The following is a 22607-nucleotide window of genomic DNA, read 5'->3' on the forward strand; positions in this document are numbered from 1 at the left end:
ATCAGTTCCGCCCGGGCTCGTCGGTGTTCAGTCCGCGCGCCTCCTGGATGGCCTGCACCGCGAATTGCGTTGCCCGGCGGTAGTTCAGCGTGTAGATGTCCGCGGGTGCGGAGACTTCGACAGCCTGGCCGGCCAGCGGAACCTCCTTGGGTTCAAGGCCACCCAGTATCGGGGTGTCCTCGTTGAACACCTTGGTCTCGATTTCCAGGATCTCGTCGACGGTGCCGCCACGGAAGTCACGATCGGTGGCGACACCCCAGAAGATGATGCACTTGTCGTAGCTGACCGGGGACGGGAAATCCACCAGATACCGCTTGCCGGTCTCCGGTCCGAAGTCGTACAGGATCGTCGCGATACCCGGCGCGTAGGAGTGGTAATGCATCCAGGAGTCGCCGATGTCGGAGAAGTCCGAATCCGGCACCTGCTGGTAGAAGTAGGACGCCCAGACCTCGCGGCCCTCCCGCTTGACGTCGAGATCGGAGACCACCGGATTCACCTCGCCCATCGAATCCGCGTGCACGAACGGGAAATGCGCCATGTCACGGAAGTTCTCGGTCGCCGCCATGAAGCCGCAATCGGCGTGAATCGGTTCGGCCGCACGCCATTCCAGTTCCAGATCGGCGATCTCCGGCGGGTTCGGCAGGTCGAAGACCGGGTCTCCCAGGCACGTCCAGATGTGCTCGAACCGCTCGATCACCGGGTAGGCCTTGATCGCGGCCTTCGGCGGAATCCGGCCGCCCTCGGGCAGTGAGGGGATGGCCGTGCACGCTCCGGACTGGCCGTCGAACTGCCATCCGTGGTACGGGCAGGCGATACTGTCACCTTCGACGACACCGTCGGCCAGGTTGCCGCCACGATGGATGCAACGGCGATCGGTGACCCGGGCCGCGCCGGTGGAATCACGGAAGACCACCAGGTTGTGATCGAGCAGGCGGGCCTCCTGCGGTGTGTCGATGTCCTGTGAGCGGGCCACCACGAACCACACGTGCTGATAGGCCTCACGGAGCTTCTCCGGGGTGAGCGCTTCCTGTTTCATCGGTCGATACTCCTTACGGTGGGCGTGAATTCGGGTCGGGTCAGGGTGCGCGGGGTGAGCTGCTGGGCCCGCACATGCTCGGCGATCTGTGCCATGCTCGCGATCCACACGTCGTCCATCGCGGCGACGTCGGCGATGAACTCCCGCAGTGCTGCCGCGCGGCCGGGCCGTCCGGACAGGAACGGGTGGTTGGTGAGGATCCAGGCACCACCCACCTCCCGCATTGCGTCGAGTTCACTTCGGTAGAGCTCGATCGCCTTGGCCGGTGTCTCGATCATTCCGACGGAGAAGTCCGGCACGAAGCAGTACTGCTGCCAGTCGTCGAGCGCCCAGCTGACCGGGAGTTCGACCAACGATTCACCGTCGGTGACTGCGAGTTCGTAGGGATGATCGGAATCCATCAGGGTGGAGTCGTAGAGGAAGCCGAACTCGGCGAGCAGTTTCGGTGTGTGCCAGTTCATCTCCCACATCGGGGCGCGGTACCCGACCGGGGTCACCCCGGTGACCTCGACCAGCGCGTCCATACCGCGCTGCAGATACGCGCGCTCGGTGGCCTCGTCGACACCGACCAGCGACTCGTGCAGGTAACCGTGATGGGCGATCTCGTGTCCGGCCGTGACGAGCGAGCGGATCGGCTCGGGATGCCGGTGTGCGGTGTAGCCGGGAACGAAGAACGTGGCCGGGACCTGCAGGTCGTCCAGGATGCCGAGCAGCCGCGGTATGCCCACCAGCGGCCCGTAGGCCTGATGCGACATCGAGCCCATCCGATCGGCGAAGGCCGGATCTGTGGTCAGCAGCGGAGATTCGGCATCCACGTCGAAGGTGAAGGCCACGGCGCAGGTCTTGCCGTCCGGCCAGGACACCGGTCCGGCGGGGATCAGCGCGGTCATCGCTGCACCTTCCTTGCGAATACGGACAGGAACTCCCAGGTCACGTTGGCGGCAGCGATCGAGGTGATCTCGGCGTGGTCGTAGGCCGGAGAGACCTCCACGACGTCGGCGCCGACGAGGTTCACGCCATCCAGACCGCGGACGATGTCGAGCAGTTCACGGCTGGACATGCCACCGGCCTCGGGGGTCCCGGTGCCCGGCGCGTGAGCCGGGTCCAGGACGTCGATGTCGACCGAGACGTAGACCGGCGCGTCACCGACCCGTTCCTTGATGCGTGCCAGAACGCCTTCGGCGCCCAGACTGTCGATATCGCGGCAGGTGATGACCGAGAACCCGAAGTTGGCGTCCTCGACCAGATCCTGGCGGCTGTAGATCGATCCGCGAACCCCGACATGGACATTGCTGTCGAGCAGGAGCCCCTCTTCATAGGCCCGCCGGAACGGCGATCCGTGCGTGATATCGGCTCCGTAGTAGGTGTCCCAGGTGTCCAGGTGCGCGTCGAAGTGCACCAAGGCCATCGGGCCGTGCACCGAGTGCGCCGCCCGCAGCGACGGCAGTGCCACCGAGTGGTCGCCACCGAGGATGACCGCCCGGGCTCCCCCGGCCAGCAGACCGGTGAGCTCCCCGCTGATCTGGTCCACCGCCTGGCCGATGTCGAAGGGGTTGCAGGCGATATCGCCGGCGTCGGCGATCTGGCAGACCTCGAACGGGCTGATGTCGAGTTCCGGGTTGTAACCCCGGATCAACCGCGAACCCTGCCGAATGGCGTTGGGGCCGAAGCGGGCACCCGGCCGGTAGGTGACGGCGCTGTCGAACGGCACGCCCACCAGGAGGACGTCGGCACTGCTGACATCCTCCAGCCGCGGCAGCCGAGCGAAGGTCGTCCAGCCCGCGTAGCGAGGTTGCTGTTGGGGGTCGGCCGGCCCCACGATGGCACGGCCGCTGTCGTTGCTCATTTACTACCTTTCCTGGCTTTACTGGCTTTCTCAGACACGATTTCTGGACAATCCGCCGTCGACGTTCACGATCTGGCCGACAGCTGCCCCGAGTTGACGCTGGCAGAGCAGTCCGATGGTGGCGGCCACCTGCTCCACCGAGCCCACCGCGCCGGTCGGCGGCAACGGTGCGGACGCGTCGCAGACCGACCACTCCGAATCCACCGCGCCGACGGCGACGGCATTGACACCCACCCCGAAACGGCCGAAGTCACGGGTCAGGGTTTTGGTCAGAGCGACAATCCCGCCCGCGGCGGTCGCCACCGCCGAAAGGCCCGCACCCCCGATATGCCAACGCGAGGTGGTCAGCACGATGCGTCCGCCGGAGTTGTTGTCGCGCATCGAGGTTGCCGCCGCCTGCGCGAAGAGGAAGCTTCCGGTCAGCGCGGAATCCACATGCTGCCAGAAGTCCGTCATCGACAGTTCGGTCAGGGGTGCGACGGTGGGCAGTCCGTGCGCGAGGACGAGGGCATCGATGCCGCCCATCGCCGCCACCGCCCGTTCGACCGCATCCTGCGCCTGCTCCACCGCACCAGGTCGGGCGTACACCTCCGGCGGGCCGTCGGGCACCGGGGCGTACCCCGCTGCCGCGTAGGTCCCGAAGGTATCTGCCCCACCGGCGATGAAGTGCTCGCGCACCGCCGCACCGAGTCGAGTATCCACACCGGTGACGAGCACCCGCGACTTGGCATCCATCAGATCACCGTTCCGCTGTTGACCGACAACACTTCTCCGCACAGGAACAGGTCCTCCTCCACGAGCGCGCGGACCAATTCGGCCACCTCGCCGGGCAAGGCGATGCGTCCGGCCGGGATGCTGTCGAGGAAACCCTGCTCCCGTTCCCAGGAGTCGGCGGGCAGCAGCGGGGTATCGCACGGGCCCGGCGCCACCGCGTTGACCAGCACCCCGTCCGGGGCCACCTCGACGGCGATGCTGCGCAGCAGGCTCAACGCGGCGGCCTTCGCCGCGGCGTAGTGCGCGTCGTTGCTGCCGCCGCCGATGGCGCGCTCGGAGGCGATACCGACGATCCGTCCGCTGCCCCGCTCGCGCATCTCCGGGAGCACCGCTGCGCAGATATGTGCCAGGCCGCCGACGTGGACGCGCAGCATCCGCTCCCAGGCCGACGGTGAGATCTCCAGCGCCGGCGTCTCCTCATAGTGCCCGGCACAGATGACCGCAGCGTCGATGCGGCCGAAACGTGCTCGGATTTCTGCGATCCCGTCCGCCACGGCACTTTCGTCGGCGACGTCGGCGACCAGCCACATATCGGTGTCCGGCGCCGGCTCCCGCGATATCGAGGTGACGATCCAGCCCCGCGCCCGGAGCAACCGCGCGATCGCCGCACCGATGCCGCTGCCGGCGCCGGTGATCACGGCTACCTGTCCGATGTCGCTCACACCGGCTCCTTCACGGTCTCGGCCGCCGGTTCGGCGTCGCCGTCCGGAGTCGCCCGCCCGACCTTTCGAACCTTCACGATCACCACGCCCAGGGCGAGGATCGCGCCCATCGCAACGAAGAAGGCCCAGTTGATGAACCACGATTCGGACACCGTGCGCGGCCAGACGATGTTGACGAAGGCGAATCCCGCCCACAGCGTCGCCAGCGTGGTCACCGGGGTGCTCCACCGGCCCAGGCTCCACGGTCCGGGTTCCCATTTGCCGCGCAACCGGGCGACCAGGCCGGTCACCAGGGGAAACAGGAAGGCCAGGTAGTAGCCGCCGGCCGTGAAGGTGACCAGCACCGAATACACGTCGGTGGCCGAGATCAGGTAGACCACAGCACCGATCACGGTGGTGACCAGAATTGCGCTCATCGGCTGCGCTTCGGCCTTGGACAGTTTGGCCAGCACCCGGGAACCCGGGAGGACCTTGTCGCGGGCGAAGGCCCAGATAACCCGGGACGCCGAGGCCTGCAGCGCCAGGAAGCTGGCCAGGAAGCCGATGACGAATGTCAGCAGGATCGGTTTGACGGCGGATTCACCGAGCGCGGCGCCGAGCACGTAGGTCACCGGGTCGCTGACCTCGCCGGAGGCGATCTTGTCGAAGTCCGGCACCGCCAACGTGACCGCCAATGAGGCGTACGCGATGACGATCGCGATGAACGACACCGAGAACAACATCGCCTTGGGGACGTTGCGCTGCGGTTCCTGGACTTCTTCGGCGATCGCACCGGCACTTTCGAAGCCCAGGATCGACCAGCTGGTGAAGGCCAGCGCAGCCAGGAACGGGCCGGAGATGTACGCCCAGGTCCAGCCGCTGCCGAAGTCGACGCCTTGCAGGATGACGTCCAGACCGTGATGGCGATGGAAGATCAGCAGGTAGGTGCTCAGGCCGACCGAAGCGATGATCTCGGCGACGATGCTGCCGACCATCAGGGTCTTCAGAAAGATCCGGCCCAGGATGTTCGCGCCGGTGCCGGCGAGCAGGATCAGCAGCGCGATGATGCTCTGCTGCACCGCGGTTGGGCCGTGGATGCCGACCAGCTCGGCCAGGAAGCCGGCGCCCCCGTAGGCCACGGTGGCCATGATGATGACCAGCGCCCACATGTAGACCCAGCCGGCGAACCAGCCGGCCACCTCACCGGCCAGCCGTTTGGTCCACTGGTAGATGGATCCTTCGAAGGGCCAGCGGGAGACCAGTTCAGCGAAGGCGAGCGCGATGATGAACTGGCCGGTGCCGACGATGACGAAGGTCCACCAGAAGCCGGGGCCGGCGGTGGACAGCGACAGCCCGTAGATGCCGTACATCGCCACGATCGGCGATATGAACGCGAAGGCGAACGCGAACGCCGACCACAGCGAAAACTCCCGCTTCAATTCCGCTGGCGCGGAGGTTGTTTGACCGCTCGATGTCACTGAGTCACCCTTTCGCAAGCTCTCGGATACCGGAAGTATGGGCACGGATGTTCCGGTGCGGCAGCACGATCCCGCGATCTCGGGTGGCGCGCACAGTTGACGGATGCGGCACTGTAGGGCCGTACAACGTCGCCGCGCCGAACCGGCACGGCGTAGCTGCCGCCCATAGACTCGCGGCGCTCACAGCCACACCGGACAGCCACGAATAGATGAGGTGTCGTGACCGACAACCCTGAGATCGCCGACTTCCTGCACGCCGTGGAACGGCGCCTGCACACGTGTGTCACCGGTGCAGTTGCTGAGCAGTTGCAGCTGATCGACCCCGAACTCAGCAGCTTCGCCCAGGTGAGTCTGTCCGCGGTGACCGGGGGTGGCAAGCGGCTGCGGCCCCGGTTCGCCTTCTGCGCGTGGCGGCTCGGCACCCCCGATCCGCAGCGCACCGATGCGATCGTGGCGCTGGCCGCGTCACTGGAACTGCTGCACGCGGCGATCCTGGTGCACGACGACATCATCGATCACTCCGACCTGCGCCGCGGCCGGCCGTCGGCGCGCGCCGCACTCGCCGGCCAGCACCGGGAGCGGAACTGGTGGGGTGCCGCCCAGGAGTTCGGTGACGGCGCGGCTCTGCTGGTGGGTGACCTGCTGTGGTCGGCGGCGCACGACGAGTTCGACGACATGACCTCCGCGCTGCCGCCTCAGCTCCGCAGGCAGGTCGCCGGGTGTTTCCGGTCCATGCGGGTGGAAGTGCTCTCCGGCCAGTTGCTGGAGCTGCGTGCGCAGGCCGCGCGCGACTACCGGCCCGACACCGCAGAGCAGATCCAGCGTTACAAGACGGGCTCCTACACCGTGGTGCGCCCGGTCGAACTGGGCTCGATCCTCGCCGGCTCCGCCACGCCCGCGGTCACGGACCCGCTGCGTAGCTACGCGGTGGCCGTCGGCCAGGCCTTCCAGCTGCGCGACGACCTCGCCGACCTGTTCAGCCCGACCGAATCCACCGGGAAGCGGCCCGGCGACGACATCCGCAGCGGGAAGCCGACCGAGTTGCTGGGCGCCACCCTCACGATGGCCACCGCCGCCGACGCTCAAAGCTTGACGCCGATCGTCGGCGATGCCGCGGCCGACGACGACCGGATCGCCGATGCCCAGCGGATCGCGCTGAGGTCCGGTGCGGTCGACCGCACCCGCAGCCGCATCGGCGGCCTCGTCGCCACCGCGGAGCAGGCGCTGTCCCGGCTGCCGGCGACGGTGGATCCCGGCGGGCGGGTGGAGCTCACGCGCCTGCTCACCGAGTGCACCGACCTGTCCTTCCTGCCCGCCGGGTGACCACCGCGCGCGGGAACCGCACAATGGAGGAGTGACCGACCCGCTAGTGGCCATTGCCGCGAGTCCGCCGGGGCCCCAGATCGGAGCCTTCTTCGATCTCGACGGGACCCTGGTGCGCGGGTTCACCGCCACGGTGCATGCCGGCCATCGGATCCGAAACCGCCAATCCGGATTCGGCGAACTGTCCGGGATCCTGGAGGCCTCGGTCCGCTACAAGCTCGGGCGGATGGAGTTCGCCCGGCTGTTGCAGCGCGCTGCGGGCTACCTGGCCGGCGATGCACTGGCCGACCTGGAGGCGCTCGGTGAGGACCTGTTCAACGCGCGCATCATCGGGCGGTTGTTCCCGGTGATGACGGAGGTGGTGGCCGCCCATCAGCAGCGCGGTCACACGGTGGTGATGAGTTCCTCGGCGCTGACGATGCACGCCGGCCCGGTCGCGCGGCACTTGGGGATCGAGCACGTGCTGTGCAACCACTTCGAGGTCGACGACGCCGGCAAGCTGACCGGCAGGATCGTCCGGCCGATCATTTGGGGCGGCCAGAAAGCAAGAGCGGTAATGGAATTCAGCTCCGAACGCGATATCGATCTGGCCGGGAGCTTCTGCTATGCCGACGGCACCGAGGACCTGCCGGTACTCAACGCCGTCGGGCATCCGAATGCGGTGAACCCGCGGCCCGGCCTGGCCACCGCCGCGGCCCGCAACGGCTGGCCGATCCTGCGGGTCAGTCCCGAGGCCGACCGGCGGTGGTGGTCCCGCGACCAGCGCTCCGGGACTCGATGATCGCCCGCACCGTGCGCCGGCACCGCCCACAGTCGGCGCCGGCACCGCAGGCGATCGCCACCTGTTTGGTCGTGCAGGCGCCGCAGTCCACTGCCTCGATCACCTCGTGACTGGTGATGCCGTTGCACAGGCAGACGAACATCAGCCCTCGATGCGCATCATCTGCTGGAACTGACCGATGAACACCGGCGGATAGGCGCCCACTCCCGCCTCGGCCAACCACTCGGCCGCGTCGTCGGAGTCGTGCAACCAGCGACGGGCGCTGGATTCGTCGTTGATCTGCTGCAGGATCAGTACCTCGTGTGCGTCGTCGAGCGCACGGAAACTCCAGAACCGCTGCACTCCCGAGGCACGGAAGGCGTCTCGGGCGGCATGCACGTGCGCGCTGAGCGCGCCCAGATCGGCGACCGGGGTCACCATCGACACCATCACCGGCGGGGCCGGATGCTCGTCGTGGTCGAAGTCGATGCGCTCGAACAGTTCGCCGGCGAACACCGCGGGCAGGTCCTGGACACCGACGGCGTCGAACCAGTCGAAGAACACCCGGGATCGCAGCAGATCCAGGACGGGTTCGCGGGAATGGATGCCGAGGATGACCAGTACCCGCTCGGGATCGGTCGTCGAGGTGTAGACCAGTACATGGTGCACACCCATGCCGGCCAGCGCCGACCGCCGGCGCTGCAACAACGGCCAGACCGCGCTCGGGTCCGGCACCCGGTAGTCCGAAACCAGCACCAACGAGTTCGCCAGCCAGTCCTTCATATCGTCGGCACTCCCCGATCGCGAATAGGGCCGCTGTTAATACAACTTCCGAAAAACGGTAATGGCATTCTCGCACGCTGTCGAGGTCCGCGCGGCCGAATAAGCCAGCCGTCCTTGCCAGAATCGGCGGTCGGGATACTAAACTAGAACACGTTTCAGTCGCGCGACTCGCGATCGCCCAATCTAGGAGCAGTATGCATACCGCCCTCTGTGACCAGCTCGGCATCGATTTGCCGATCTTCGCCTTCACCCACTGCCGCGACGTGGTCGTCGCGGTCAGCAAGGCCGGCGGATTCGGCGTGCTCGGCGCGGTCGGATTCACCCCCGAGCAGCTCGAGATCGAGCTCAACTGGATCGACGAGCACATCGGCGACCATCCCTACGGCGTGGACATCGTCATCCCGAACAAGTACGAGGGCATGGACGCGACGGACCTGGATCCCGAGGTCCTCAAGAAGACGCTCAACGACCTTGTGCCCCAGGAACACATCGACTTCGCCAAGAAGGTGCTGGCCGATCACGGTGTGCCGGTCGACCACAGCGACGACGACGCCCTGCAGCTGCTGGGCTGGACCGAGGCGACCGCCACCCCGCAGGTGGAAGTGGCCCTGCAGCACCCCAAGTGCACGCTGATCGCCAACGCGCTGGGTACGCCGCCGGCCGACATGATCAAGCACATCCACGATGAGGGCCGCAAGGTCGCCGCACTGTGCGGATCGCCGTCGCAGGCCCGCAAGCACGCCGACGCCGGCGTGGACATCATCATCGCCCAGGGCGGCGAGGCCGGTGGGCACAGCGGCGAGGTCGGCTCGATCGTGCTGTGGCCGCAGGTCGTCAAGGAGGTCGCGCCGGTGCCGGTACTGGCCGCCGGCGGGATCGGCAGCGGCCAGCAGATCGCCGCCGCGCTGGCGCTGGGCGCGCAGGGCGCCTGGACCGGCTCGCAGTGGGTGATGGTCGAGGAGTCCGAGAACACCCCGGTGCAGCACGAGGCCTATGTGAAGGCATCCAGCCGCGACACCGTGCGCAGCCGCTCCTTCACCGGTAAGCCGGCCCGGATGCTGCGCAACGACTGGACCGAGGCCTGGGAGAACCCGGAGAATCCGAAGCCGCTCGGCATGCCGCTGCAGTACATGGTGTCGGGTATGGCCGTCGCCGCGACGCACAAGTACCCCAACGAGTCCGTCGACGTGGCGTTCAACCCGATCGGTCAGGTGGTCGGCCAGTTCACCAAGGTCGAGAAGACCTCCACCGTCATCGAGCGGTGGGTGCAGGAGTACCTGGAGGCGACCAATACGCTCAACGACCTCAACGAGGCGGCGTCGGTTTAGTTTTCCGTTCGAAACGCACGAAGTGGCTGCTCCCGGACCTCGGGAGCAGCCACTTCGTGTTTCTCAGCGTGCGGCGGGAGCGGCTCAGCCGACCGGGGGCGCCGGAAGCGGCACCACCGGAGCCGGAGCCGGGACGGGCGCCGGGACCGTCGGTGAGATCGGCACGTTCGGCCCGGGCGCCTGCGCCGGGATCGGGGTGTTCAGGTTGCGCTGTGAGATCCCGAGTAGCAGCGCTTGTTTGCCGCTGAGTTCCTGGTTCTGTACCGCATGCCACAGGTCGCGCAGATAGCTCACGTTCGGCGACTCGGTACCGGCCATCACGCTGGGATCCATGGTCGCTCCCGGCGGCGGGGCGTCGGGGCTGGGCAGGTGCGGGACGCCTTCGGGCGCGGCGACGGTCTGGGCGGCGGTCTGGGCGGGCTCGGCGACGGTCTCACCCACCGGAGGCAGCGGTGTCGGCGGAACCTCGGGTTCGGCCATCGCGGGCGCCGCGAACATCAGCGCTGTACACCCGCCGGCGACCACCATCAAGGCCTTGGCTGCGATATCGATCCTCACCGACGCTCCTTCCTCGGATGACTGTTCCTGGGCTCCTGTGAAGTTGTTCCGTCCCGGCGCGCAATTCGTTACAGGTACGAAAGCTTTGCCGACTCGAGGACGCAGACTACGCCTCTGGTGTAGCAATGCGGTAGGACAGCATTCCTATCGCGGAGGTTGCGCAATGCCGACACCCGACCTTCCTCCCGGATTCGACTTCACCGATCCGGACATCTACGCCGAGCGCCTTCCTGTGGACGAATTGGCTCAGATGCGCAAGGTTGCCCCGATCTGGTGGAACGCGCAACCGGAGGGCGTGGGCGGATTCGATGACGGCGGCTTCTGGGTGGTGACCAAACACAGGGACGTCAAGGAGGTCTCGCGACGCAGTGACGTGTTCTCCAGCCTGGAGAAGACCGCCCTGCCCCGCTACAAGGACGGCACCGTCGCGGCCCAGATCGACTCCGGCAAGTTCGTGCTGCTGAACATGGATGCCCCGCACCACACCCACCTCCGCAAGATCATCTCGCGGGCCTTCACCCCGCGGGCCATCGAGCAACTGCGCGCCGACCTCGCCGAGCGGGCCCGCCAGATCGCGGCCGCCGCGGCCGCGTCCGGACGTGGAGACTTCGTCGAGCAGGTGTCCTGCGAGTTGCCGCTGCAGGCCATCGCGGGGTTGATGGGTGTGCCCCAGGAGGACCGGATGAAACTGTTCCACTGGTCCAATCAGATGGTGGGTGACCAGGATCCGGAGTTCGCGACCAACGACGCCATCAGCGCATCGGTGGAACTCATCACCTACGGCATGCAGATGGCCGCCGAACGCAGCGCCAACCCCGGCGATGATCTGGTCACCAAACTGATGCAGGCCGACGTGGAGGGCCACAAGCTCTCCGATGACGAGTTCGGTTTCTTCGTCATCCTGCTGGCGGTGGCGGGCAACGAGACCACCCGCAACTCGATCACCCAGGGCATGATGGCGTTCACCGATTTCCCCGATCAGTGGGAGTTGTTCAAGCGCAAGCGCCCCGGCACCGCCGCCGACGAGATCGTCCGGTGGGCGACACCGGTCACGTCATTTCAGCGCACCGCGCTGGAAGACACCGAACTGGGCGGGGTGCCGATCAAGAAGGGGCAGCGGGTGGTGATGTTCTACCGCTCGGCCAACTTCGACGAGGAAGTCTTCGACGACCCGTTCCGGTTCGACATCCTGCGTGACCCCAATCCGCATGTGGGCTTCGGCGGCACCGGGGCGCACTACTGCATCGGCGCCAACCTGGCCCGGATGACGATCGACCTGATGTTCAACGCCATCGCCGACGCCATGCCCGACCTCACCCCGCTGGCCGCCCCCGAGCGACTGCGCTCCGGCTGGCTCAACGGCATCAAACACTGGCAGGTCGACTATGCGGGGTCGACCAAACAGGCTGCGGCGCGCTGACCCCGGGAGCGTTCCGGTAGTCCAGCAGTGAACGCCAGTAGTCCTCGTCGATCTCCCCGTTGCGGCGCAGCACCATCGCCAGTCCGGTGGCCATCGCGATACCGAGCAGCCCCAACCACAATCCGGCCAGGGCGATCACCACCCAGAGCACCGTGGTCAGCGTCGGCCACGGTGACAGCACGGCCAACGCCGGCGCGAAGAAGAACCCGGTGCCGATGTACCAGGACGAACCCGCGCGGTCGCAACGCAGGACCATGCGAAGCCACCCGGGCACCGGCGCTTTGGCCTCAGTGTTCGTCATGCCTTCACGGTGGGCCGCCGAGGTCAGCGCCGCAATTACCCGGCAGGTAATGGTGCCGCCGCCGTTCGTGGCCGACACTGGCTGGGTGACCGGTGTTCAAATACAGAGTCCGCCGTTCGGTTCGCTGATGAAGTCGTGGCGCCGGCGCCGCCGTCTCAGCCAGCTCGATCTTGCGCTGGAGGCCGATGTGTCGGCCCGCCACGTCAGCTTCATCGAGACCGGCCGCTCGACGCCGAGCCGGGCCATGGTGTTGCGGTTGGCCGCCGCGCTGCAGGTGCCGGCCCGCGAGCAGAATCAGCTGCTCCTCGCGGCCGGGCTGGCCCCCGCCTATTCCGAACGCACGCTGGACGATCCCGGGATGTCCGCGGTACGCACCGGGGTGGAGCGAGTTCTCAACGCCTACAATCCATTTCCGTGTCTGGCCGTCGACCGTGATTGGAATGTGCTGCAGATCAACGCCGGTGCGAACCTGCTGATCGAGGGGGTGGCCGCGCATCTGCTGGCCGAACCCAACGCCCTGCGCATCTCCCTGCACCCCGACGGTCTGGCCCCGCGCATCCGCAACCTGGCGCAGTGGCGCCATTTCGTGATCGGGCGGCTGCGGCGGGAAACCGCACTGAGCGGATCGGAGGAGGCCGCAGCTCTGCTGGCCGAGATCGAGTCCTACCCGGGCGGCCAGAACGAGACCGCGGATCTCGGTGGTGTCGTGGTACCGCTGGAACTGCTCGGCGACGACGGGCAGGTGCTCACCTTCCTGAGCACCGTCACCACCTTCGGGACCGCGCTGGACCTGACCGCCGCCGAACTCAGCATCGAGGCGTTCCTACCCGCCGACGACGCCACCGCCCGGGCGCTGCACGCCGGCAATTAACTCGCGCGGCGCAAAACCGTGGCCGCCGAACGCCATTGCGAGCAGGGTCATCCCCATGACCGCCACCGCTGATGCCCCCGCCCTGACCCCGGCCGCCATCTCCAGGCTCCAGGTGCCCACCCTCGACGAGCTGGAACGGCCCGCCGTGAAGGGCTTCTTCGCCAAGCAGCAACGCGATGAGGGCCTGACGTCCAACTGGTTCCGCGCCCTGTCGCTCAACGAGGGCGACCTGGAGCGGTTGAACGGCTATCTGCTGCCGCTGCTGGGCACCGACGGGCGCGGCGGGCTCACCGAGCGGGAACGCGAGGTCATCGCGACCGTGGTGTCCGGTGAGAACCGGTGCGCCTACTGCCACACCAATCACGCCAACAAGCTGGGCAAGGTCGCCGGGGACTGGTCCTTCGGCCAGCGGGTGGCCATCGACCACACCCAGGTCGCCGAACTCACCGAGCGCGAACGTGCGCTGGGCGACCTCGCGGTGCTGGTCAACAACCATCCCCAGCAGATCCGCGAGGAGCATTTCGCCCGGCTGCGCGAGCTGGGCCTCGACGATCACCTGATCCTGGAGGGCATCTCGATCGCGGCGTTCATCGGTGCCACCAACCGGATCGGCATCGCGCTGGCGGTGCCGCCGAACCCGGAGTACACCGGCATCCCCGGGCAGTAGCCCACCCGGTACATAATTGGTCTGACCACTTGACCTCTTACCGTGACGCTGCCAGGCTGAGCCCATGGCGTTGCAACCGGTGAACCGGCGCTCGGTGCCCGAGGAGGTGTTCGAGCAGATCGTCGCCGACGTGCTCAGCGGCGAGATGAAGCCCGGCGACCCGCTGCCCAGCGAGCGCCGCCTGGCCGAGGTGCTGGGGGTGTCCCGGCCCGCGGTGCGGGAAGCCCTCAAACGGCTCACCGCCGCCGGTCTGGTCGAGGTCAGGCAGGGTGACACCACCACGGTGCGCGACTTCCGCAGGCACGCCGGACTCGACCTGCTCCCCCGGCTGCTGTTCTCCGCCGGTGAACTCGACACCGCGGTGGTGCGCTCCATCCTGGAGACCCGCCTGCACAACGGGCCCAAGGTCGCCGGGCTGGCCGCGGCCCGGCGGGGCCCGGAGCTCGCCGGCCTGCTGGACGCCACCATCGAGGCGCTGCACGGCGCAAGCGATCCCACCGAACGGCAACGGCACGCTCTGACCTTCTGGGATCACCTGGTCGACGCCGCGGATTCCATCGCGTTCCGGTTGATGTACAACACGCTGCGGGCCACCTACGAGCCGGCGTTGCCCGCACTTGCCGCGATGATGGCCGCCGAGGTCGACCGGCCCGAGGCCTACCGCGCGATCGCCGCCGCGGTCGATGCCGGTGATCCCGAGGCCGCGGCCGGCGCGGCCCGCGCCCTGCTGGAACCCGCCACCACCGCGCTACTCGGCGCCCTCACCGACTTGGAGGTGCCGCGATGAGCACCCGCCGCGGCCTCACCCTGACCCAGGCGGGCCGGGAGTTTCTGCGCCATCCCTCGCCGTGGATGCTGGCCGGCGCCCTGGCCGCCGCGGCCGGCGCCCGGATCGCGGTCGGCGACTGGCAACGCACCGATCTGGTGCTGCCGCTGGTGATGCTCGCGGTGTTCCCGTTCGCCGAGTGGGTGATCCACGTCGTCATCCTGCATTGGCGGCCGCGCCGGATCGCCGGTGTGACAGTCGATCCGCTGCTGGCCCGCGAACACCGGGCCCACCATGTCGAACCGCGCGACCTGCCGTTGGTGTTCATCCCGTGGCGGTCGCTGCTGTGGATCCTGCCGCTGGCCGTGACGATCGCACTGACGGCGTTCCCCAGTCTGGGCCGCGGCCTGACGTTCCTGGTGTTCCTCACCCTGCTCGGCATCGGCTACGAGTGGTGCCACTATCTGATCCACACCGACTACAAACCCAAAACCGCCGTCTACCGGTCGATCTGGCGCAATCACCGACAGCACCACTTCAAGAACGAGCACTACTGGTTCACGGTGACCAGCAGCGGTACCGCGGATCGGATGCTCGGCACCTACCCCGATCCGGGCACCGTCGAGTCCTCACCGACCGCGCGCAACCTGCACGCCGACGCGTGACGGTTCGCGAAAACCTCAGGCCTGCACGATGATCGGGTCGCCGATGCTGACGTTGTTGTAATACCAGTCGGCGTTGTCGGGGCTCAGGTTGATGCAGCCGTGGCTGACGTTGGCATAGCCCTGCGATCCGACCGACCAGGGCGCGCCGTGCACGTACACGCCGCCCCAGGTGACCCGGACCGCGTCGTAGACGGTGAGCTTGTAGCCCTCGGGGTCGTCCAGTGGAATGCCGATGGTGCGCGAATCCATCACGACCACGCTCTCTTTCCCCAGCGCGGTGAACCGGCCGACCGGAGTGGGGAACTTGGGCTTGCCCATCGATGCCGGCATCTCCCGGGCCACCTCGCCGTCGATGCTCACGGTGAAGGTGTAGGCGCTGATGTCGGCGACGCCGACCACCTGGGCGCCGGTCTCGAAGGACGTCTTCAAGCCGTCGGCCTGCACGGTGATGGTCGAGTGCGCGGGCCAGTACTCGGTCGGGGTGAAACGCACGGTCGAATCATCGAGCCATTCGTAGCTGCCGTCCGGAACCGTGGGCGCCGAGAACGAGATGCCCCGCTCGGCCGACGCCCGGTCGACAACCGGTCCGCGGTAGGTCACGGTGACCGGATAGGCCACACCGACGACGTCACCGGCCGCCGGGGACACCGCCACCGCGGCGCCCTGGGTGTGGACCGCGGCCGAACCCGTGGCCGTCGACGTCGACGACACCAGCGCCACAACCCCCGCGACGACCAGCAGATTCTGAAAAATTCTGCGCAAGCTCGGTGAACCTCCCCTGATTCCGGACTTCCGGACCTGGCGTGCTGACTACATGGTAGATCGTGCCGGGTCCGGAAATTGTTAGCCGGCGACCGCTTCGGCTGGTCAGCCCATGGACGGCGGCCGGATGACCGCCGGCGGCCCCTGCTCGTCCCCACCGAGCCGCAACCGATCCCTGATCCGCTGGAGCAGCGGCTTCTTGGGCGGTTCGTACACCGGCGACACCACCGGGGGCGGCGCCACCGGCGGTGGGGCCAGCACCTGGGGCGGCGGCGCCGGCGCGGGCGCCTCGACGGGTGCCTCATAGGGCAGCTGGACGGGGGCGGTATCCAGTACGGGAACGACCTCGACCGGCGGCGGCACCGCCTCGACGACCGGCTCGACAACGGGTGCGACGGCCTCGGCCGGCTCGGCGATGACCGGGGCCTCGGCCGGGGGCACCGGCACAGGAGCCGGTACCCGGGACGGCGGGGCCGGTACGGAAACCCGCTCCGCGGTGGCGACCGGCTCGGGCGGGGCCGTCTGGCGCGGCGACAGTTGCACCGCGACCGCGACGGAGGCGGACACCACGAACGTCAGCACACCGGCGGCCAACAGCCCGGTGAAGGCCTGCGACGGGGACGGACGACGCCCCCCTGCGCTGTGCCGGCCGCCTCGGGGCCCAGCGGTGAACGACCCGGTGTCCAGCGGCAGGTCGGCGCTGTGCGTCGAGGCGAGCGCGGCTCCCCGCGCCAGCGCCAGCGGAGCCTCCGGGGGTGCGAACACCGGAACCGAGAGTGCCTCCTGCAGGCGCGGCAGGACCGCGTCGAAGCCACCGGCGGACCCGACCAGCACCAGCGCCTCGGGCTGCCAGTCGGCCCGGGTGAACACCGTGCTGAGCCAGCCGATCAGACTCTCGTCGGAGTCGATCGTGTGGTTGATCGCCGTCTGCACCGCGCCGTCATCGGTGTGCACGATCAGCGCGATGGCGGTATCCGGTTCCAGCACACAGACCGCACTGGTGCGGTATCCGATGACATCGGCCATCCCCCGGGCCAAGGCCTCGGTGGCCTCCGGCAGCCGGATGGGGACGACGTTGCCGAAGCCCGATTCGGTCAGCGACTCCATCAGCAGAGACGCCTCGGCGTCCGCGTCGTCGCTCCAGGTGACACCGATGGACGTCAGTCGCCGGCCGTGCGACGCGGCGATCGCCTCCACCGCGGCGGCGGCCTGCTCGCTGGCCGCCCGTACGTCGGCGCCGTCGACGGCCATCTCGAAAGCGTCCTGCGGACCGCCGGCCCGGTGCCCGTCGCCGTCGTCCGGGTCTCCGCCCACCACCACGACAGACAGCGATCGAGTTGTCATCGACAAGCCGAGCACCGCGTCCACATGAACCCCTTCGGACCCTCGGTCGCACATGCGCGACCATCGAGACGTTGCAGTCATCGTCCCGTTACCGGGCTGACACTACATCCGGAAGCCTGCCGGGACCCACCCGTGCGCGACATTGCCCTCGGTCGGGGTTTGCCATATGCCAAGCCCGCCGACGTTACCGCGTGAGCTCGAATTTGCCCGTCGCGCAAGCGTCGCTCCGGGCGGGTGTGACTCGGGCCGACCGCATCCGCATCCCGCCGTCGCCGTGCGAAGGTGAGGTAATGACTGGGGAGGACCACGCCGGGAACATCGGGGCCGCGCACCCGACATCCCGCACCATATTCGGCCATCCCATCGGACTGGCCAATCTGTTCGGTGTCGAACTCTGGGAACGCTTCTCCTTCTACGGGATGCTGACGATCCTGGGTTACTACCTGTACTACTCGGCGACCGATGGCGGCCTGGAGCTGTCGAAGGCGACCGCCACCGGCATCGTCGGGGCCTACGGCGGACTGGTGTATCTGTCCACGGTGCTGGGCGGTTGGCTCGCCGACCGGGTGCTCGGTATGGAGCGCACCGTGTTCTACGGCGGGATCGTCGTGATGCTCGGCCATATCGCGCTGGCGGTGCTGCCGGGATTAACCGGTGTGGCAACGGGTCTGGTGCTGGTGGCGTTGGGCTCCGGGGCGCTCAAGGCCAACGCGTCCTCCCTGCTGGGCACCCTCTACGACAAGGGCGACGCCCGCGCCGACGGCGGGTTCACCCTGTTCTATCTCGGTATCAACCTGGGCGCCTTCATCGGTCCGCTGATCACCGGGCTGTTGCAGACCCGTGTCGGGTTCCACTACGGATTCGGCGCCGCGGCAATCGGTATGGCGCTGGGCCTGACCCAATATGTGGTGTTCCGCCGTAACCTCGGCAGCCACGGGCGCGAGGTGCCCAACCCGCTGCCGCGTTCCGGTGTGCTGCCGGCCGTCGGGATCCTCGTCGGGGTGATCGTCGTGGTCGTCGCCGCGTTCGCCACCGGTCTGGTGACGCTGGCCAATCTGTCCCAGGTCACCACCGGCGTCATCATCGTCGCGTCCATCGGTTACTTCGTGCTGATGCTGAAGAGTCCGAGAGTGTCTGTGCTGGAACGGACCCGCATCAGCGCGTTCATCCCGTTGTTCATCGCCAACGCGGTGTTCTGGTCGTTGTTCCAGCAGATCTTCACCGTGCTGGCGGTGTATTCGGACGAGCGGATGAACTGGTCGATCTTCGGCTGGACGGCCCCGTCGAACTGGATCGGGTCGATCGAGCCGGTCTGGATCATCCTGCTCTCGCCCGTCTTCGCCGTCATGTGGACCCGGCTCGGCCGGCGGGCGCCGACCACACCCCGGAAGTTCGCCTACGGCGTCATCGGTATGGGCGCAGCGTTCCTGCTGTTCCTGCCGATGGCCGGAACCACCGGGCGAGCCGTGCCCGCGCTGCTGGTGGTCGCCATCATGGCGGTCTTCGCGGTCTCGGAACTGATGATCTCGCCGATCGGCCTGGCGGTCACGACACAACTCGCCCCCGACGCGTTCCGGGCGCAGATGATGGCGCTGTACTTCTTCTCGGTCGGACTCGGGACCTCGATGTCCGGGGTGCTGGCCGGCTACTACGACCCGGCCCACGAGTTCGCGTACTTCGGCATTCTCGGGCTGGTCGCGATCGCGGCGGGCCTGATCGTGCTGGCCTTCACCGGCCGCATCAGCCGCCTGATGGAGGGCGTGCACTAGCGCGTCGACTGCGCGACCGCAGGGCGGTTACCACAGCTTGACGGGATCTACGCCGACTCGTGATGCGCTCACCCGGTCAAACGCTGCGAGCTCGGCGGAGAATCGAAGTGCGCGCAGCGCGTACGTCCACTGACACCGAGGTCAGGTTGGCGAAGGAGAACTGCCCGATGAGAACCGTGCTGTCCGAAGACCTGTTCACCGGACCCACCGGGCCGGGCACGGCGTACGTGCTCAACTGCGGGTGGGGCGATTCCACCGCGGGCTGTACGTGCGGGTGGTCGGGCCGGCGCCGGCGCCTCAAGGCGGCCGCCGAACAGGACGCCTGGGCGCACAGCGCGCGCCACGGCTGCGCGGTGTCAGTGCCCCTGGTCAACCCCGACCGCTGCTGAGGCGCCCACGATGTCGGCGAGCAGCGCCGGTTCGATGTTCCCGCCGGACAGCACCACCACGGTGGGGCCGGCCGGAGTTGCGTGCCGCCGGTAGGCGGCCAGCCCGACCGCGCCGCTGGGCTCACTGACCAGACGCGCCCGCACCGCGAGTTCCGCAACCGCGGAACGTATTTCGTCTTCGGACACGGTCAGCACATCGGTCAGCACATGCTGCAGATGCGCGAAGGTCAGCTCCGACGGTTCCGATCGCAGACCGTCGGCGATGGTGCGGTTACGCTCCTGGATGGACATTCTGACCGGACTGCCGCGGCGCAGGCCCGCCGCGGTGTCGGCCGCCAATTCCGGTTCCACACCGAAGATCTCGGCATGCGGGCACAATGCCCGGATCGCGGTGCCGATACCGGAGGCGAGCCCACCCCCGCTGACCGGAACCAACACGGTGGCGACGTCGGGTAGGTCCTCGGCGATCTCCAGTCCGATGGTGCCCTGGCCGGCGATGATGTCCGGGTGGTCGAACGGCGGCACGAGGGTGGCGCCGGTTTCCGCGACCAGTCGGGCGGCCACCGCCTCGCGCTGTCCCGCTTCGCACAACACGACCCGGGCGCCGTGACTGCGGGTGCGCACCACCTTGATCTCGGGGGTCTCCTCCGGCATCACGATGTGGGCCTCGATACCGAAGCGCGCGGCCGCGTAGGCGACGGCCTGGGCGTGGTTCCCGCTGGAGTACGCGACGACACCGCGCCGGCGTGCCGCCGGGTCGATGCGGCTGATCGCGTTCAATGCGCCGCGGACCTTGAACGCGCCGATCACCTGCAGGCTCTCGGGTTTGATCCACAGCGGGCGGGCCGGGTCCGCCCAGGCGGCCGGGATGAGCGGGGTACGCAGAATGCTGCCGCGCAACCGTTCGGCGGCCGACCGGATGTCGTCGACCGTGACCAGGGTGGGCGCGCTCATCGGGGGTCCGCCGGCAAGAGAATCACAGATCGATGGTAGCCGCGCGGCACGGAGGCGCCGTTTGTGGTCCGGCGTAGTTGTGGTGCATCGTAATTCGGGTGACGTCGCTGAAAGTGGTGCCTCGCTACGCCGAAATCGACCAGCAGGGTGTGGTCTTCAACGGCCACTACCTCACCTGGTTCGACGAGGCCTGCACCGCGCTGCTGGACGAGGTGTCGGTGAGCTATCCCGAACTGATCTCCTCAGGCGTCGATTTCCAGGTCGTGCACAGCGAGATCGATTTCCTCGCATCGGTCCGGTGGCGAGACGATGTGCGCGTCGACGCCGTCTGCGACCACGTCGGCATCACCAGCTTCGCCATCGCGTTCACGGTGCTGCGGTCCGCCCCGGACACCGACGGTATCGAGCAGGTCGCCGTCCGCGGGCGCAATGTGTACGTCGTGGTGTCCACCGACACCTGGGTGAAACGACCGCTGCCCGAACGTCTGCGCGAGGCGCTGGAAGCTCGCTGAGCGGGTTTGCGGAGTGTTACCGGGATGAGTCCGGGTAACACTCCACAAATCACGGCTTGTACAGGGTGAACTGGCAGACGTCGGTATAGCCGTCCCGGAACAGCTCGGCGCATCCGGTCAGGTACCGCATGTAGCGGTCGTAGACTTCCTCGGACTGAATCGCGATGGCCTCGTCGCGGCGCTCGCGCAGCGCATCCGCCCAGATCGTCAGGGTCCGCGCGTAGTGCAGTCGCAGGGACTGCACCCGCTGCACCTCGAACCCGGCCTTGACGGCGTGGTCCTGCACCACCGACACGAACGGCAGCTGCCCGCCGGGGAAGATCTCGTCCATGATGAATTTGAAGAACTTCAGCTTCGTCATGGTCAGCGGCAGTCCGCGGGCGGCGAACTCCTCGTCGCTGGGTTTGACGATGGTGTGCAGCAGCATCGAACCGCCGGACGGCAGCGCGCCGTAGGCCATCGCGAAGAAGTCGTCGTAGCGGCCGGCACCGAAGTGCTCGAAGGCGCCGATCGACACGATGCGGTCCACCGAGCCGGTGAACTGCTCCCACCCCTGCAGCAGCACCGTGCGGGAGCGTTCGGTGTCCAGTCCGTCGAACACGGCCTGGACGTGTGCCTGCTGGTTGCGGCTCAGGGTCAGACCGATGACGTCCACGTCGTAGCGTTCGATGGCGCGGCACAGGGTGGCGCCCCATCCACAGCCGATGTCGAGCAGGGTCATGCCGGGCTGCAGGCCCAGCTTGCCCAGGGACAGGTCGATCTTCGCGTACTGCGCTTCCTCCAGCGTCATGTCCTCACGCTCGAAATATGCGCAGCTGTATGTCTGGGTGGGATCCAGGAACAGACGGAAGAAGTCGTCGGACAGGTCGTAGTGCGACTGGACGTCCTCGAAATGCGGCCGCAGGCCGACCCCCGGGACCTGGTTTTCGGATACGGGCAAAGCAGCCCTTTCACTCGTGCGCGAACTCGAACCGGCTCGCCAGGTGTGCGAGCCTCCCCCCTTTGCGTGAAGTTTAGCCCGGAAGCGGGGCCCCCGGCCGTCAGCGAACAGTCCGACGCACTCCCCCGGCCGACTGACCCCGTGTGACCAGCGCCGTTCACCAGCAATCTCGGGACATCACAATCCGGATCGGTGCGAGCACGGGCGAACCGCTGGGCGTCCCTTGAATTGGCACCGGCAACGGCCCACAGTGGAAACATGACCGACCAGTGGATCCAGGGGCACGTCCTGCAGCGGATCACCTTCCGTGATGGTCTGGTGCTCAACTTGGACGACTACAACGAACTCGTCATTTCCGTCCCGTTGGATTTGACATTGCCGCAGATCGGAGGCATGGCGGGCGCCGGCGAGCCGGAGGTCGTGACCATCGATCCGACCGCCGTGCGCAACGAGCAGAAACCGCTCTTCGATTTCGCCGGGGCGACCTGCACGCACGCCGACTGGGATGCAGACGGCAGCCTGCACCTGGGGTTCTCCGGCGGGCAGCACATCGACGTCCGCAGCGACGATGCGCACACCTCCTGGGAGCTGTACGGCAAGCACCACGGCTATGTCGCCTGCCTGCCGCACGGCCGCGTCCGGGTGGTCCGTCACGACCTGCCCGAACCGGCCACCGACTGACCGGCGCCGATTCACCGGCGCCCGGTGCCCCGCGGCTCT

General features: G+C 67.8%; 26 protein-coding genes. 12 read left to right on the forward strand and 14 right to left on the reverse strand.

The window, feature by feature from the left end; all coding sequences use genetic code 11:
* Position 1: 1 nt before the first annotated feature.
* From K0O62_RS15425 to K0O62_RS15450, 6 genes are read right to left on the reverse strand one after another with little or no spacing between them, the layout of a single operon-like run.
* Positions 2-1036 carry a Rieske 2Fe-2S domain-containing protein gene (locus K0O62_RS15425; RefSeq protein ID WP_073858648.1) on the reverse strand — a complete coding sequence of 345 codons (1035 nt, stop codon included), beginning with the start codon at positions 1034-1036 and terminating at the stop codon, positions 2-4.
* On the reverse strand, positions 1033-1926 hold the full coding sequence (locus tag K0O62_RS15430) for a polysaccharide deacetylase family protein (RefSeq protein WP_073858649.1): 894 nt from the start codon (positions 1924-1926) through the stop codon (positions 1033-1035). The genes K0O62_RS15425 and K0O62_RS15430 overlap by 4 nt, the downstream gene beginning before the upstream one ends.
* Positions 1923-2882 carry an agmatinase gene (speB, locus tag K0O62_RS15435; protein ID WP_073858650.1) on the reverse strand — a complete coding sequence of 320 codons (960 nt, stop codon included), beginning with the start codon at positions 2880-2882 and terminating at the stop codon, positions 1923-1925. Before speB ends, K0O62_RS15430 begins: the two co-directional genes overlap by 4 nt.
* 30 nt (positions 2883-2912) lie before the next feature.
* Complete coding sequence (locus K0O62_RS15440) at positions 2913-3617, reverse strand: SDR family NAD(P)-dependent oxidoreductase (RefSeq protein ID WP_073858651.1); 705 nt, start codon at positions 3615-3617, stop codon at positions 2913-2915.
* Positions 3617-4318: an SDR family NAD(P)-dependent oxidoreductase gene (locus K0O62_RS15445; RefSeq protein WP_073858652.1), complete on the reverse strand. Its 702-nt coding sequence runs from the start codon at positions 4316-4318 to the stop codon at positions 3617-3619. Before K0O62_RS15445 ends, K0O62_RS15440 begins: the two co-directional genes overlap by 1 nt.
* Positions 4315-5775 (reverse strand): APC family permease, encoded by a 1461-nt coding sequence (locus K0O62_RS15450; protein ID WP_073858653.1) that lies wholly within the window; start codon positions 5773-5775, stop codon positions 4315-4317. Before K0O62_RS15450 ends, K0O62_RS15445 begins: the two co-directional genes overlap by 4 nt.
* A 219-nt stretch (positions 5776-5994) precedes the next feature.
* On the opposite strand from K0O62_RS15450, the gene K0O62_RS15455 reads away from it, so the two are divergent.
* Both K0O62_RS15455 and K0O62_RS15460 read left to right on the forward strand, forming a co-directional pair.
* A complete protein-coding gene (locus K0O62_RS15455; RefSeq protein ID WP_109789082.1) occupies positions 5995-7098 on the forward strand; it encodes a polyprenyl synthetase family protein in 1104 nt (367 codons plus the stop codon).
* A 31-nt stretch (positions 7099-7129) separates the two neighbouring features.
* A complete protein-coding gene (locus K0O62_RS15460) occupies positions 7130-7879 on the forward strand; it encodes an HAD family hydrolase (protein ID WP_073858654.1) in 750 nt (249 codons plus the stop codon).
* Here K0O62_RS15460 and K0O62_RS15465 read toward each other — a convergent pair.
* Together K0O62_RS15465 and K0O62_RS15470 are read right to left on the reverse strand one after the other, a co-directional pair.
* Positions 7821-8021 (reverse strand): (2Fe-2S)-binding protein, encoded by a 201-nt coding sequence (locus tag K0O62_RS15465; RefSeq protein ID WP_073858655.1) that lies wholly within the window; start codon positions 8019-8021, stop codon positions 7821-7823. The genes K0O62_RS15460 and K0O62_RS15465 overlap by 59 nt on opposite strands.
* Complete coding sequence (locus tag K0O62_RS15470) at positions 8021-8641, reverse strand: fatty-acid--CoA ligase (protein ID WP_073858656.1); 621 nt, start codon at positions 8639-8641, stop codon at positions 8021-8023. The genes K0O62_RS15465 and K0O62_RS15470 overlap by 1 nt, the downstream gene beginning before the upstream one ends.
* A 194-nt stretch (positions 8642-8835) precedes the next feature.
* Between K0O62_RS15470 and K0O62_RS15475 the strand changes: the two genes are divergently transcribed.
* Complete coding sequence (locus K0O62_RS15475; protein WP_073858657.1) at positions 8836-9969, forward strand: nitronate monooxygenase; 1134 nt, start codon at positions 8836-8838, stop codon at positions 9967-9969.
* 84 nt (positions 9970-10053) lie between these two features.
* On the opposite strand, the gene K0O62_RS15480 is transcribed toward K0O62_RS15475, so the two are convergent.
* Positions 10054-10527, reverse strand: coding sequence for a hypothetical protein (locus K0O62_RS15480; RefSeq protein ID WP_073858658.1), 474 nt, complete (start codon positions 10525-10527; stop codon positions 10054-10056).
* 163 nt (positions 10528-10690) lie between these two features.
* Between K0O62_RS15480 and K0O62_RS15485 the strand changes: the two genes are divergently transcribed.
* A complete protein-coding gene (locus K0O62_RS15485; protein WP_073858659.1) occupies positions 10691-11947 on the forward strand; it encodes a cytochrome P450 in 1257 nt (418 codons plus the stop codon).
* On the opposite strand, the gene K0O62_RS15490 is transcribed toward K0O62_RS15485, so the two are convergent.
* Positions 11892-12248 (reverse strand): hypothetical protein, encoded by a 357-nt coding sequence (locus K0O62_RS15490; protein ID WP_073858738.1) that lies wholly within the window; start codon positions 12246-12248, stop codon positions 11892-11894. The genes K0O62_RS15485 and K0O62_RS15490 overlap by 56 nt on opposite strands.
* 127 nt (positions 12249-12375) lie before the next feature.
* Here K0O62_RS15490 and K0O62_RS15495 point away from each other — a divergent pair, with 127 nt between their 5' ends.
* From K0O62_RS15495 to K0O62_RS15510, 4 genes are all read left to right on the forward strand, one after another.
* A complete protein-coding gene (locus tag K0O62_RS15495) occupies positions 12376-13119 on the forward strand; it encodes a helix-turn-helix domain-containing protein (protein WP_234800250.1) in 744 nt (247 codons plus the stop codon).
* A gap of 55 nt (positions 13120-13174) precedes the next feature.
* Complete coding sequence (locus K0O62_RS15500) at positions 13175-13786, forward strand: peroxidase-related enzyme (RefSeq protein WP_073858660.1); 612 nt, start codon at positions 13175-13177, stop codon at positions 13784-13786.
* Positions 13787-13850: 64 nt separating this feature from the next.
* Positions 13851-14573, forward strand: coding sequence for a FadR/GntR family transcriptional regulator (locus K0O62_RS15505; protein WP_073858661.1), 723 nt, complete (start codon positions 13851-13853; stop codon positions 14571-14573).
* A complete protein-coding gene (locus tag K0O62_RS15510; protein WP_073858662.1) occupies positions 14570-15217 on the forward strand; it encodes a sterol desaturase family protein in 648 nt (215 codons plus the stop codon). Before K0O62_RS15505 ends, K0O62_RS15510 begins: the two co-directional genes overlap by 4 nt.
* 15 nt (positions 15218-15232) lie before the next feature.
* On the opposite strand, the gene K0O62_RS15515 is transcribed toward K0O62_RS15510, so the two are convergent.
* Complete coding sequence (locus tag K0O62_RS15515) at positions 15233-15970, reverse strand: L,D-transpeptidase (protein WP_372512852.1); 738 nt, start codon at positions 15968-15970, stop codon at positions 15233-15235.
* A 114-nt stretch (positions 15971-16084) separates the two neighbouring features.
* Complete coding sequence (locus K0O62_RS15520) at positions 16085-17347, reverse strand: DUF7159 family protein (RefSeq protein WP_073858663.1); 1263 nt, start codon at positions 17345-17347, stop codon at positions 16085-16087.
* Positions 17348-17613: 266 nt separating this feature from the next.
* Here K0O62_RS15520 and K0O62_RS15525 point away from each other — a divergent pair, with 266 nt between their 5' ends.
* Both K0O62_RS15525 and K0O62_RS15530 read left to right on the forward strand, forming a co-directional pair.
* Positions 17614-19092, forward strand: coding sequence for a peptide MFS transporter (locus tag K0O62_RS15525; protein WP_073858664.1), 1479 nt, complete (start codon positions 17614-17616; stop codon positions 19090-19092).
* 167 nt (positions 19093-19259) lie between these two features.
* Entirely contained in the window at positions 19260-19481 is a 222-nt protein-coding gene (locus K0O62_RS15530) for a hypothetical protein (RefSeq protein WP_073858665.1), read from the forward strand.
* On the opposite strand, the gene K0O62_RS15535 is transcribed toward K0O62_RS15530, so the two are convergent.
* Positions 19449-20435: a threonine ammonia-lyase gene (locus K0O62_RS15535; RefSeq protein WP_073858666.1), complete on the reverse strand. Its 987-nt coding sequence runs from the start codon at positions 20433-20435 to the stop codon at positions 19449-19451. The two genes, K0O62_RS15530 and K0O62_RS15535, sit on opposite strands and share 33 nt — an antisense overlap.
* 98 nt (positions 20436-20533) lie before the next feature.
* Here K0O62_RS15535 and K0O62_RS15540 point away from each other — a divergent pair, with 98 nt between their 5' ends.
* A complete protein-coding gene (locus K0O62_RS15540; protein WP_372512849.1) occupies positions 20534-20947 on the forward strand; it encodes an acyl-CoA thioesterase in 414 nt (137 codons plus the stop codon).
* Between the two features lie 49 nt (positions 20948-20996).
* On the opposite strand, the gene K0O62_RS15545 is transcribed toward K0O62_RS15540, so the two are convergent.
* On the reverse strand, positions 20997-21887 hold the full coding sequence (locus tag K0O62_RS15545; protein ID WP_073858667.1) for a cyclopropane mycolic acid synthase family methyltransferase: 891 nt from the start codon (positions 21885-21887) through the stop codon (positions 20997-20999).
* Between the two features lie 258 nt (positions 21888-22145).
* On the opposite strand from K0O62_RS15545, the gene K0O62_RS15550 reads away from it, so the two are divergent.
* On the forward strand, positions 22146-22568 hold the full coding sequence (locus tag K0O62_RS15550; protein ID WP_073858668.1) for a DUF6188 family protein: 423 nt from the start codon (positions 22146-22148) through the stop codon (positions 22566-22568).
* Positions 22569-22607: the final 39 nt, after the last annotated feature.

The organism is Mycolicibacterium diernhoferi, from assembly GCF_019456655.1.
Classification (GTDB): domain Bacteria; phylum Actinomycetota; class Actinomycetes; order Mycobacteriales; family Mycobacteriaceae; genus Mycobacterium; species Mycobacterium diernhoferi.

Coding starts and splice junctions, on each gene's coding strand:
- K0O62_RS15425 (WP_073858648.1), bottom strand. CDS start 1,036: ATGAAACAGGAAGCGCTCACCCCGGAGAAGCTCCGTGAGGCCTATCAG.
- K0O62_RS15430 (WP_073858649.1), bottom strand. CDS start 1,926: ATGACCGCGCTGATCCCCGCCGGACCGGTGTCCTGGCCGGACGGCAAG.
- speB (WP_073858650.1), bottom strand. CDS start 2,882: ATGAGCAACGACAGCGGCCGTGCCATCGTGGGGCCGGCCGACCCCCAA.
- K0O62_RS15440 (WP_073858651.1), bottom strand. CDS start 3,617: ATGGATGCCAAGTCGCGGGTGCTCGTCACCGGTGTGGATACTCGACTC.
- K0O62_RS15465 (WP_073858655.1), bottom strand. CDS start 8,021: ATGTTCGTCTGCCTGTGCAACGGCATCACCAGTCACGAGGTGATCGAG.
- K0O62_RS15470 (WP_073858656.1), bottom strand. CDS start 8,641: ATGAAGGACTGGCTGGCGAACTCGTTGGTGCTGGTTTCGGACTACCGG.
- K0O62_RS15475 (WP_073858657.1), top strand. CDS start 8,836: ATGCATACCGCCCTCTGTGACCAGCTCGGCATCGATTTGCCGATCTTC.
- K0O62_RS15485 (WP_073858659.1), top strand. CDS start 10,691: ATGCCGACACCCGACCTTCCTCCCGGATTCGACTTCACCGATCCGGAC.
- K0O62_RS15490 (WP_073858738.1), bottom strand. CDS start 12,248: ATGACGAACACTGAGGCCAAAGCGCCGGTGCCCGGGTGGCTTCGCATG.
- K0O62_RS15495 (WP_234800250.1), top strand. CDS start 12,376: ATGAAGTCGTGGCGCCGGCGCCGCCGTCTCAGCCAGCTCGATCTTGCG.
- K0O62_RS15500 (WP_073858660.1), top strand. CDS start 13,175: ATGACCGCCACCGCTGATGCCCCCGCCCTGACCCCGGCCGCCATCTCC.
- K0O62_RS15505 (WP_073858661.1), top strand. CDS start 13,851: ATGGCGTTGCAACCGGTGAACCGGCGCTCGGTGCCCGAGGAGGTGTTC.
- K0O62_RS15510 (WP_073858662.1), top strand. CDS start 14,570: ATGAGCACCCGCCGCGGCCTCACCCTGACCCAGGCGGGCCGGGAGTTT.
- K0O62_RS15525 (WP_073858664.1), top strand. CDS start 17,614: ATGACTGGGGAGGACCACGCCGGGAACATCGGGGCCGCGCACCCGACA.
- K0O62_RS15530 (WP_073858665.1), top strand. CDS start 19,260: ATGAGAACCGTGCTGTCCGAAGACCTGTTCACCGGACCCACCGGGCCG.
- K0O62_RS15535 (WP_073858666.1), bottom strand. CDS start 20,435: ATGAGCGCGCCCACCCTGGTCACGGTCGACGACATCCGGTCGGCCGCC.
- K0O62_RS15550 (WP_073858668.1), top strand. CDS start 22,146: ATGACCGACCAGTGGATCCAGGGGCACGTCCTGCAGCGGATCACCTTC.